At 65.5% G+C, this 11,083-nt stretch carries 9 protein-coding genes; 4 read left to right on the forward strand and 5 right to left on the reverse strand.

The window, feature by feature from the left end; genetic code table 11:
* Nucleotides 1-443 precede the first annotated feature (443 nt).
* Together ACTOQ1_RS39235 and ACTOQ1_RS39240 are read left to right on the forward strand one after the other, a co-directional pair.
* Complete coding sequence (locus ACTOQ1_RS39235) at nt 444-1,694, forward strand: amidohydrolase family protein (protein WP_440073267.1); 1,251 nt, start codon at nt 444-446, stop codon at nt 1,692-1,694.
* 234 nt (nt 1,695-1,928) lie between these two features.
* Nucleotides 1,929-2,438 carry an OsmC family protein gene (locus tag ACTOQ1_RS39240; protein WP_440073269.1) on the forward strand — a complete coding sequence of 170 codons (510 nt, stop codon included), beginning with the start codon at nt 1,929-1,931 and terminating at the stop codon, nt 2,436-2,438.
* A gap of 304 nt (nt 2,439-2,742) precedes the next feature.
* On the opposite strand, the gene ACTOQ1_RS39245 is transcribed toward ACTOQ1_RS39240, so the two are convergent.
* On the reverse strand, nt 2,743-2,910 hold the full coding sequence (locus ACTOQ1_RS39245) for a hypothetical protein (protein ID WP_440073270.1): 168 nt from the start codon (nt 2,908-2,910) through the stop codon (nt 2,743-2,745).
* A 478-nt stretch (nt 2,911-3,388) separates the two neighbouring features.
* Between ACTOQ1_RS39245 and ACTOQ1_RS39250 the strand changes: the two genes are divergently transcribed.
* Both ACTOQ1_RS39250 and ACTOQ1_RS39255 read left to right on the forward strand, forming a co-directional pair.
* Nucleotides 3,389-4,903 carry a ParB/RepB/Spo0J family partition protein gene (locus tag ACTOQ1_RS39250; RefSeq protein ID WP_440073272.1) on the forward strand — a complete coding sequence of 505 codons (1,515 nt, stop codon included), beginning with the start codon at nt 3,389-3,391 and terminating at the stop codon, nt 4,901-4,903.
* 41 nt (nt 4,904-4,944) lie between these two features.
* On the forward strand, nt 4,945-5,823 hold the full coding sequence (locus ACTOQ1_RS39255) for a ParA family protein (RefSeq protein WP_440073274.1): 879 nt from the start codon (nt 4,945-4,947) through the stop codon (nt 5,821-5,823).
* Nucleotides 5,824-5,855: 32 nt separating this feature from the next.
* Here the strand turns inward: ACTOQ1_RS39255 and ACTOQ1_RS39260 are convergent, their stop codons facing one another.
* The 4 genes from ACTOQ1_RS39260 to ACTOQ1_RS39275 all read right to left on the reverse strand — a co-directional run bounded on the left by ACTOQ1_RS39260 (nt 5,856) and on the right by ACTOQ1_RS39275 (nt 10,005).
* Nucleotides 5,856-6,665, reverse strand: a complete 810-nt coding sequence (locus ACTOQ1_RS39260) for a hypothetical protein (RefSeq protein WP_440073276.1) — start codon at nt 6,663-6,665, stop codon at nt 5,856-5,858.
* Nucleotides 6,666-6,869: 204 nt separating this feature from the next.
* On the reverse strand, nt 6,870-7,274 hold the full coding sequence (locus ACTOQ1_RS39265) for a DUF6009 family protein (protein WP_440073278.1): 405 nt from the start codon (nt 7,272-7,274) through the stop codon (nt 6,870-6,872).
* A complete protein-coding gene (locus ACTOQ1_RS39270; RefSeq protein WP_440073280.1) occupies nt 7,271-8,782 on the reverse strand; it encodes a DNA primase family protein in 1,512 nt (503 codons plus the stop codon). The genes ACTOQ1_RS39265 and ACTOQ1_RS39270 overlap by 4 nt, the downstream gene beginning before the upstream one ends.
* Nucleotides 8,779-10,005, reverse strand: a complete 1,227-nt coding sequence (locus tag ACTOQ1_RS39275; RefSeq protein WP_440073303.1) for a bifunctional DNA primase/polymerase — start codon at nt 10,003-10,005, stop codon at nt 8,779-8,781. The genes ACTOQ1_RS39270 and ACTOQ1_RS39275 overlap by 4 nt, the downstream gene beginning before the upstream one ends.
* Nucleotides 10,006-11,083: the final 1,078 nt, after the last annotated feature.

An 11,083-nucleotide genomic window follows, 5' to 3' on the forward strand; every position in this document is an offset into this window, starting at 1 on the left:
TGCTGTCTCCGATTCTGGAGAGAGGGGAGGTTCGTGACCCTGCACGCGCCAGGATGGCGATATGTCCTAACGACCTCCTCTTACGTCGCTGTCAATGAACTGTCGTCCTGGTTGGCCCTTTACAGGGCATGTTGAGCACCGAAAACAGTCATCGCTGACAAGCACGGCATATGCCGGTGCGGGCTGACAGTAAAAAACACGCCCGCGTCGCGTCGAACACGCGACGCGACCGTCCGCCTCTTGGAGAAGGCGGCGAGAGCAGATGACTCGACGAACATCCCGGCCCGGTGAACTGGTATCGCGGTGGGACTCGTACCGCTTGGGAAGCGGCTTTTCGGCCGCTTCCAACGATCCGATTCGGTGGAGTCATCATGCGCGTGAAACGAAGGTCGGCGAAGTTACGCTTGGCCGCAGCCCTGACAGTCGCCACGACGATCATCGTTATGGAGTCCCCCGCCACACCCGCCTCCAGTACGACCGCCTCTTACCTGATCGACAACGTCCGCCTGTTCGACGGCGTGTCGGTGACGGCCTCCATGGACGTGCTCACCAACGGGACCACCATCCTCGACGTCGCCTCCAGCATCTCCGCGCCACCGGGCGCCACGGTGATCAACGGCTCGGGCAAGACCCTCCTGCCCGGCCTGATCGACTCTCACGCCCACCCCCTGACCGTCAACATGCTCAGCGAGTCACTGCTGTTCGGCGTCACCTCCGTGATGGGACAGCACGAACCCCTGGCCGTCACCCAGTTCCAGCAGTGCGCCGGGCCCTCCCCCGACCGCGCGTACCTCTTCCCCGCCATCGCGGCGGCCACCGCCGCGGGCGGGCACGCCGAACCCGGCAGGCCGACCATCTCCCACCCCTCCGAAGCGGACGACTTCGTCGCCGACCGCATCGCCGAGGGCGCTCATCACATCAAAATCATCCGCGAGGACCTGAGCCTGTGGGGGGCACCGGCCCCGGTCCCTCAGATCGGCCTGGGCGTCGTCCACGCCGTGGCCAAGGCCGCCCATGACAACGGCAAGGTCGCCGTGGTGCACAGCACCAAACGCTCCGACGCGGAACTCGCCGTGGCGCTCGGCGCCGACGGTCTCGCACACGCCCCGGTCGACGAGGTCGCCGGCGTGGCGCTCCGTCAGCTCATGCTGTACAAGGAGGCCTTCCTCATCCCCACCCTCGCCGTCGAGCAGACCGCCGACGGCTTCACGTACGGCGACGAACCCCTCGACGACCCGTTGATGGAGCCCTGGCTGACCCCGGGTGCCACCGCCATCCTGGAGGCGGACAATCCTCCCGGCTTCACCGACGCCTGGGAGTACGCCACTCCCAAGGAGTCGGTCGGCTACCTGCACGAGGCCGGCGTGCCGATCCTCGCCGGCAGTGACGCTCCGGTGCCCAAGACCGCCATGGGCGCGACCCTGCTTCGCGACCTGCAGCTCCTGGTGGACGCGGGCTTGACGCCACTGGAGGCCATGCGCTCGGCGACGTCCGTCCCGGCGACCCACTGGCAGCTCGGTGACCGCGGCTCGATCGCCGACGGCAAGCTGGCGGACATGGTTCTGGTGAACGGAGACCCCACCACCGACATCGACGACATCCGCGACATCGATCAGATCTGGCGCATGGGCACGAAGATTGACCGCGCCGCCCTTCTCACCCTCGCCTCCGGATCAGAGCCCACCTGCCCGTAAGGCCCTCGATCGCACTCAAGCATCTCGTCCCTCCGCTGGAGGGAGTGGATTCCCCCGGCAGCGCACGACGTGGTCCGCGGGACATCCACTCCTTCCGGCGGAGGCGCCGGACGTGACCGCTTCGTTCCACCCCTCCGGCGGGGGCATGGGAACGGTTGAACCACGGAACTCGACCACCACGCGCCACGTATCGCTAAAGAGGCTTTCTCTCCGATCGAAGGCAGCGTGACACCGATGAACAGCCACCCTCTCGCCACCGTGCGGCATTCCGCGCCCGACGCCATGAAAGTGGAGGTCGAGGCTCGTTCCAGACCGGGGTCGAAGACGCAGGTATCGGTCCGGACCAGCGGGCACGAGTTCGTCGTCGACGAACCCTCCTCGCTGGGGGGAGACGACGCCGGCGCCTCCCCGATCCAGCACCTTCTCGCGGCACTGGGTGCCTCCACGGTCGCGACGTACCGGATGCTGGCCGGAAAACTGGGAATTCCGGTGGACGATGTGCAGGTTCGCCTGTCATGTGATGTCAGCATGCGCGGCCCTCACGGCGAACTCGACGACACCGAGCAAAGTTTCGGGCACATCCACTCCGAGGTGACCCTGACAGGCCCGGAAAGCCCCGATCGCTACCGGCGGCTCGCGGCCTCGGTGGACGACCACTGCCCCGTGCTCGACGCGCTCTACATAGCGGTCACCACTCGGCTCAAGATCAATAGCACCGGCCGGCACGGCACGTCCTCGGCGTGACCCGCCTCGCCGGACACCCGAGATCAGGGGACCGGCCGGGCACCACGGCGAACGGCGAGACCGACCACGATCGTCACCCCGCCCCTCGGCCTCGCCACCCGTTTCGTCGGCGAAACGGTTCCGGTCTCCGGGCCCGACCGGCCCTGGAGGTCGCTCCCGGTGGCTCGCCGGGAGACGTGAAGAGGCGCCTCCCGCGACGAGAGACGCCCCTCACACATCGATGACCCGCTCTACGCCAAGGATGTCCCGATCCCGCCAGGGATCGTCAAAGCTCTCCTGTGACGTTCGAGACGGTCGAGGGCGACTAGAACGGGTCCGGCCACGGGTCGTCGAGAACGACCACGGCATCGCCGGCGCTCTTCACGAACGGGTCAGGCCAAGGATCGTCGGCGTGCGCCGCGCCGGCGCCGACCACGAGGGCGGCGATACCGATCGCCACCATGCCGAGCAGGGCGGGGAGAGGGCGTTTCATCGTTCCTCCATACTTCGATCGTTCTCAGCGGCTCGATCGTGCCGAGCCGTCTCGCCGAGCACTACGCTCCGCCGCGCCACTCCAGTTCCAGCGGATTTCCACGGCATGGGCGACGGCGGGGAGACCAGACGCCCTTCATGAGGACCGGTCTCACGATCGCGCGGTGTCGACACCGCCGCAGCGCTGTCTGCCACGTCCCCGCCAGGACAGCGACGGCACGTCGATCCAAGGGCGCCCGCTGGTCGGCCAAAGAGGCGGCATCGTTTCGCCGACGAAACGGTATGGGCCTCAACTCGCGACCCGCGAGCCTCGCAGCACTCCTCAGGACGCAACAGCTGCCATCATCATGTCCTAAGTCCTAAGTGTCGCTCGTTGGATGAAGGTAACAGCTTCATGTCTCACACTCGGCCGCGCCGGAGGCGTGGAACCCCCAGCCGTTTCGGCGACGAAACGGCACCGACCTTGAAGGAGGTGAGCGATGCCGCGCGGTAAGGCAGGTGCCACCAAGCAGGGACGCCCGACTGACGCGCCGCGACCCACGGCGGCCCTCAGCATCCAGGCCTCCCTGGTCGTCGTCGAAGGAACCCGTTTTCCGGCCAAGCTTTCAAGGATCGCGCCCTCTCCACGCAACGTGAGAGAGGAGTGGGAGTGGGAGGCGGAGGACTTCAAGCAGTTCTCCCGCAACGTTCGCTCCGTGGGGCAGATACAGGACGGCGTCGTCTGCACGATCGCCCGCTATCTGGAGACGTGGCCCGAAGACGCGGACAGGTTCGGCGAACAGCTCGAGAAGATCGACTTTGTTCTCATCGCCGGTGAGCGGCGCTACCGCAGTCACCTCGCCAACGGCGACGAGGAGATGACCGTCGTCCTGCGCGACTCGATTCTCAGCCGAGGTGACTTCGCGTTCCTGTCGGAGAACCAGCATCGCGCCAACTTCAGCCCGTTGCAGGAGGGAAAGCTGTACGCCCGCATCATGAGCGAGCGAGGCATGTCGTACGCCGAGATCGCCGCGGAGCTGGGGGAGGCTCCGGAAAACGTGGCCTCCAACAAGACCAAGATCTCCAAGCGCGTTCGCCTGTACAAGGACTTCCCGCCGGGACCGGACACCCCACCCGGTCCCGCCCGCATGGCGATCCATCGAGGTGAGCTGGGCGTCGAACCCGCCTACTACCTGTTGACACAGCTCGGCGACAACCCGGAGTTGATCGAACAGGCGTACGCCACCATGCGCGCCAACGGGCTCAGCGCTCAGCAGGTGGTCAAGAGGCTCACCGACGTCACCGCGGACGAGCCTTCCCCGCAGGCGGCTGTCCCGGCACGGGTGGAAGACGCCGAAGAGGCGGAGAACGCACCGCAGTCGAGGACGCCGGGCGAATCCACCTCACCGCCTGCGGCTCTGGATGATGGTGTTTCGTCGACGAAACACCTGGACGCGGAAGGTCGTGGCGAGCCGGAACACACTCTCACCACTCCCCCGGTGTCATCGCTCTCGCCGGCGAAACGTTCCGGCGCCTCGGCCGACGCCGTTTCGCCGGCGAAACGGCGCAGAGTTCGCCAGGAAACCGCGGCACGGCTTTCAGCCGGTCAGCGCCTCATCGCCGCTCGATCCTACAAAGCACCCGACGAGATCACCGGTCGTCTCGCGACGGCACTCATCTCCAGTGTCAGCGCTCAGTATCTGACGGTCGCGATCTCCCTCGCCGGATTCGACGCGCACGAGAGCTCCGCGGCCTCCCCCGCGTCCAGAACCGCTTACCTTGAGAGCCTGTCCAGCGGTGACGATCCTTCGTCGCTGGTGAGGATCGCCGACGCCGTCGCACTCGTCGTCGTCGAAATGCGGCTCCGTGCGGACTCCCCCGAGACCTGGGCCGAGCCCCAGGCGGCTTATCTGCGGGAGCTTGTCCATCACGCCGGCTACGAGCCGACTCCCGAAGAAGCCGCTTTCCTGCGGGCTCAGCCGACGCAACCCGACTCCCCCCGGAGTGAACAGTGACCTTTCAGCGACGTTATCCGAACGGACCGATCGTCTTCGGTGTGGCGAATGAAGGCGGCGGCACACGGAAGACGACCAGCGCGGTCAACTTGGCCGTCGCGATAGCCAGGGAGGGCAGAAAGGTCGCCCTGCTGGACGCCGACCAGACGATGGCCTGCTCCTGTTACTGCGGGTATGGCGTCACACGCAAGAAGGACTTCCCCGAACGCGCGGAAGAGGTGTACGCCCGTCTCAGCACGATGCCGAACGTGTACGAGGTTCTTCATGACCGGGCCACCCTTCAGGAGGCGATGGTCCCGGCCAGAACGCGGATCGACAACAACCTGGACCGTCCCATCGGCGACGATGACGACTCGTTCGAGGTGATCGAAAATCTGTGGCTCGTGCTCGGGTCGCGCGAGATGGCCCAGGCGTCGGACGACATCCGCTCCCCTCGGCTGCCGGCGGCGAACAACGACTGGCTCAGGCGCGCCGTCTACGGCCTGCCCGAGGGGCTGCTCGACGTCCTTGTGGTGGATTTCCGTGGAACCTACGACACGCTGGAGGCCACGCTCCTGGCCGCGTGCGACTTCATCGTCGGGGCGGTGAAGCCCGACTCCAAGGACGAGGACACGCTGGAGCTCCTGCGCGCCAACATCCGTGGGGCGCAGGAGACGTTCCGCTTCTCCGGGGGGTCCGCCGAGCTGGCGTACGTCCTGATCAACGGCACGATGAAGAACCGCGGCCAGTTCTACATCGACATCCTCGACGGGCTGACGTCGTATTTCGACGGCATGCTGCTGCCCACCATCTCCGAGAGCGTGAACGTGGCCGAGTCGGTGGAGGCCCAGGAACCTGTCCACTACTGGCTGGGGCCTGACTCCAAGCCCGCTCAGGAGTTCACCGCCGCGGCCAAGGCCATCAAGCAGATCTGGGTGTGACGAACTGTTTCGCCGACGAAACGCTGATCTCATCAGTCGTCGAGTACGGCCAGCTGAGCCGTGGCGAGATCGGAGAGGCGGGGGAGGAGTTCCCCGAGTTCCTTCCGGAGAACCGCGTACTCCTGGCCGTTCAGATCGGCCAGGAGTAGCCTCACTCGAGCTCCGATACTGCGCAGCGTGGAGAAGATCGCGGCGTTGAGAGGCCAGTGGACCGCCTGTACGTCCTCGTGCAGATGGGCGAGGTCTTCTGCCAGGTCATCGTCGATGAGCTCGGGGTGGGTCTTGCGGTAGTGGGCGAGCTCCCCGGCCGCCTGCCAGAGCGACAGGGCATTCCGGTCGTACCATGCCTCCTCTTGGCTTCTGCGGCGTGGGCGGGGTCGAAGCCGAGCCTCTCGTTCCGCACTGGCGCGACGCGGAAGTCCTTGGCGGGCGGCACGCTCGCGTTTGTAGCGTTCGTCCACCGCTTGCGCGGAACGCAGGTTCAGTGGTTTCGCCATGGCGATGCCGGTGACTCTCAGCCCGTAGCCCATCTCTATGAGCTCGAACTCAAGGCCGTCGAGCACCGTGGGCAGGGCGGGAACGTGGCAACGGACATAGCCCAACACCCACAGGCCGTCGATCACGTCATCGGCGAGAACGGACTCGGGGACGCGCCTGTGATTCACGACATGACGCAGAAGTCCGACGGGCTCCTCGTCACCGATCGTCTCGAGCTCCTCCAGATCAGGATCCTCACAGGCCCTGCGACGATCCATGATGCGCTCGACAGCTTCTTGACCTGCTCTGATACTGACATCCGGCTGACGCTTGGGGGGCATTTCAATAGAGTATTGAAAGATCATCTGTTGGAGGAGCAGCCACGCGGCCCATGCCGCGGAAATCGCTCTCAAACCCTCGTGTTCCCGAAGAGACGCGAGCCCTTGGGAACACGAGGTGGCAGCGCCCGCATCGCGGAGGGTCACTACAGTGCTTGTGTCTCCGTTTCGTCGACGAAACGGAGACACCTCGGTCGTCAGAACCCTTCTCGCACGTCAAGACCGGGGTGCTCAGGTCTTGGGCAGGGTTCGTCCGATCTCGATCATCGCTTGAGAGGCCGGGCCTCCCTCGGAGCGTTCGGTCTTGTAGCCCACCAGTTTGGGAGCCAGGGTTCGAGGGTCTATGGCCTCTGAGGGCGCGCCCGTGGCGTAGGTGCCCTCGGGCTGCAAATCGCGATCGTGGGGGAGAAGCCAGAACACCCGGCGGCGGAAGGTTCCCGAGGCCGGGGAGCTTTTGGCGTCCTTGTCCAGGATGGCGTAACCGACCATACGGCCGTCGCGGTGGTAGGCCGGTTTACTGCGACGGCTGGGCAGTCGGTCCAGAGTTTGGCGGACATAGTCGAGAGGCTCGATGTCCTCCAACCACTTGATCTCGATCTCGTGGGTGAGATCTGCGGGCGTGATCAGCGCACTCACCGTTGGGACTCCTCGGCATGCGGGTCAGACAGTCCGATTCCCGGGTAGTACTTACGGGAGTTGGACAGCAACATTTCGGTAGGGGAGGACAGGCCTACCGCTTCGCGGACACGAGCGGCGAAGGCGCGTGCGCTAACCGGGCTGGCACCTTCGAAACTGCACCAACGCGCGTAGGCCGCGTAAAGTTGCGCCTGTTCCGCGCGAAGGCCCGGCTCCAATGTGCATGCCTCGGTGAGAAAGCGTCCCATGTGATCTTCTGTCTGGGCGTAGGCGTCGGTGGCTATGCGGACACGCTGGGGACCGCTGAGGTCACGGTCGCCGCCGAGGTAACGCCGCGCACCCTCGACGAGCCAATGAAGGATACCCGGACCCTCTTCACGGACCAGCACACTGGCCAGGTTATCGATCTTGCGCTCTTCCGGCACGACACGGTTGAAAGGAATCAAGCGGATTCTGCGCCAGAAACTGAACCCTCCGGCGCTCACCTCTGGTCTGTGGTTGCCCAGCAGCCACAGATGGTGAGTGGGGTTGAAACTGAAGAAGTCCTGGCGCATTCTGCGGGCCTTGATCCGGTCTCCACCGGTCAGCTGTTTCACCCGGCCCTCGTCGAAGCGATCACCCGGTTTGAGTTCGGAGCAGACGATGATCCGCCGGCCGTGGAGCTCGGCCAGGTCCGTGGGATGACCGTCGAAGGTTCGTGCCATGAGAAAACCTGGCGGGGCGGCATCACTGTAGTCACCCAGCAGATGGAGCATCACCTCGAGCAGGACGGATTTGCCGTTCTTTCCGGCCCCGAACAGGAAGGGCAGGACCTGGCCTCCGACATCACCGGTGATGGAGTAGCCGAGCAGGAGGTGAAGGAAGTCGATGGTCTGCCGCCCCTCGGCGTCGGCACCGAAGGTGTCGACGAGAAAGCGTTCCCACCGGGGAGTGGGCATCTGCAGGGGGCTCACCGTCGCCGAACGTGAGTGGAAGTGCCGAGCGGGGTCGGGCTGGGTGAGGACACCTGTCCTGAGGTCCACGACGCCGTCAGGGGTGCACAGCGCGTAGGGGTCCGCGTCGAGGAGAGACGCCTCCAGGACCATTCCCGGGGCCGCCTTGGCTTGCTGAAGTAACGCGTTCATCCCGGAGGTGGACAGGGCATGCGAGCGGTGACGGCGAAGAGCCGAGTCCGTATGGACTCCCCGGGGGTCGGTGGAGGCGATGTTCTCGGCCATCTCCCCAACAGACCACATGATGGTCTTGCTTTCGTCCAGCTGCCAGCGAGATCCCGTCCACCGGTACCAGCCCAGACCTGGCACATGCTTGAAGTCCTTGCCATAGAGCGCGACGAACAGTTTGGCGTTGCCCCGGTCGGTCAAGGTGTCGGGCAGCAGGCCATGATCGGTGGCAAAAGAGGTCGCGTCAACCGTGTTCTGAGGCGGTGACGTGCCGTTGGCGGAGAAATCGATTATTTGTTGGGCCACCGCGACCGGGTCGAAGCGGGCGGCACCGCTGGAGGAGGTCATGCACGTCCTTTGAGCTGGAGTGGCCGCTTACCCCCGGCGACCAGACCGTTGCGAATGATAGAGGAGCATCGGCGTTCTTGGCCCGGACGGGCATGGACGGCTGCTTCGGTCAAGAGTCGTTCCGCCTCCGTTTCGGTGAAGTAGCCGGAGGCGACCAGCCCGCCCGCGGTGTAGGCGGCCCGGTTGAGCTTGGCCGTGAAGCCCGCGCCCGCCGGAACCTCGGCGCAGGCCACGACTTCCGCCAGTACGGTATGAAGCGCTCGCTCCGCCTGGGAGCGGCCCCCACCCATGTTGATGATGGCCTGTCGCGCGCGAGCCGGCACCGGCGATGACAGTGCCGACGGCGCCTGAGCCTGGGGAGATCGTACATGCCCGGTCCTGCCGAGTTCCTGGGCGAGCCAAGCGGGGAGCGGAGCAGGCTGACGGCACCGGCCCAGCATGGTGTAAGTCCCGTCCCGGGTTCGGGTACCCGGCGCGATGATGTAACCGCCCGCCGCACGGATGTCCACCTGCCAGGCCAGCGCGCGACCGGTGCCGGTCCCCGATCCCACCGAGCACAGCCAGCGGTCCGCCTCGCTCCGGTACCACACGTGCAGGCCGCCTGAGGGCGTCCGTACACGCAAGGTGGAGGCGTCCTGCGCCGGGTCCTGAGCTCCTCGGAGGGCCGCGAGCAGGGCCAGGCTGTCGAAGCCCGTGGCCAGCCCCGTGAGGTCGACACGGTCGTCGATCGAGATTCCCGGCAGGACACGATCCCGGGAAGGAACCGCGCCGGGGTGGGCGTCGATGTCCAGGACGACGAGTCCTGCCGGGCCGCAGGCGACTCCCACACCGAGCTGGGGGTGGGTTCCCCACCATGAGGCGATCAGGTCCTCGTCGAGTGTGGCGGCGAGGAAACCGTGGCACCAGCGTCCGGCTGGAAGACAGGGACATCCTGCGGGGCTGTGGCCGTGAACACGGCAGGCAGGACAGTTACCCGCCGGGGTTTTGCGTCCCATCGCCAGGGGGTGAACGGGCCACCCCTGCGCGGCGCACCATCGAGCTACGGCGAGCGTCTGTTGAGATGTGCTGTCGGGGGAGAGGCCGCTGGGGGTGGCGGAAGTCACGCTGGTCCTTCGCTTCCGTGTGCACCGTTGATCAAGGGTTCTCAGTCGCCGCCTCACCGTACTGTCCGCAAGCCGAGCAGTTCCCTCCGGAGCGACCGAAGCGACTGAACTACCAAACATGTTGAGCAAGAGTAGCGAAGGTGTGGCTGCGAGTGGTGGAAGAGCCCGCGTGGCGATGACCTGATGAGAGAAATACGCCTCAGCGACTGACCGGGGCTCCAGCGACTGGGAGAGGTTCGGTCGCTGAGGCTGAGTCGCTGTACATAACCGCAGGTCAGAGCGCTGTTACGGGTGGGAAAGCGACCGAAGCGACTCAAGGTCCCACTTATCAGCGCTCCAGGAGCATACGTTCGCGTGGAAAGGAACATCTATTTTGAGTCGCTTCAGTCGCTGTCTTCATCAGTAAAACCCTCTGACCTGCGGATACGTCAACGAGCAGAGCAGCTACCGAAGCGACTGAAGCGACCGAACCCACCCGCTCACCTGGAGCCCCCAAAAGTCCCCTGAGCGACCGGAGCGACCGGAGCGACCGAAGCCAGTGATCGTCATCGTGGAAAAAAGTTCCCGCGGATCCTGCCGGGATGCCGGCTTGCCGGGATAACCGGGGCTCCAGCGACTGACCGGGGCTCCAGCGACTGGGAGAGGTTCGGTCGCTGAGGCTGAGTCGCTGTACATAACCGCAGGTCAGAGCGCTGTTACGGGTGGGAAAGCGACCGAAGCGACTCAAGGTCCCACTTATCAGCGCTCCAGGAGCATACGTTCGCGTGGAAAGGAACATCTATTTTGAGTCGCTTCAGTCGCTGTCTTCATCAGTAAAACCCTCTGACCTGCGGATACGTCAACGAGCAGAGCAGCTACCGAAGCGACTGAAGCGACCGAACCCACCCGCTCACCTGGAGCCCCCAAAAGTCCCCTGAGCGACCGGAGCGACCGGAGCGACCGAAGCGCGCACATGTCTTTGATCTCTTCGCGCCTGGTTCGCCGGAAGGCGCGGGACGCCGTCCTCCACCACTGCGTCCCCGGCGAGGCCGTACCGGACTCGGGGACTTCGACCGCTGCCCCGGACGCGTCCCGCTGACGCCGATGTCTCACACCGATTCCATTACCGCCGCATGGCGTACACGGAGCATGACAGCGCCGCGACAGCGTCCTGAGAGAGCTCGGCCCGATGATCGGACTTCACACAAGTGGGGAGAGC

This window comes from Streptosporangium sp. OZ121, assembly GCF_051918885.1.
GTDB lineage: Bacteria > Actinomycetota > Actinomycetes > Streptosporangiales > Streptosporangiaceae > Streptosporangium.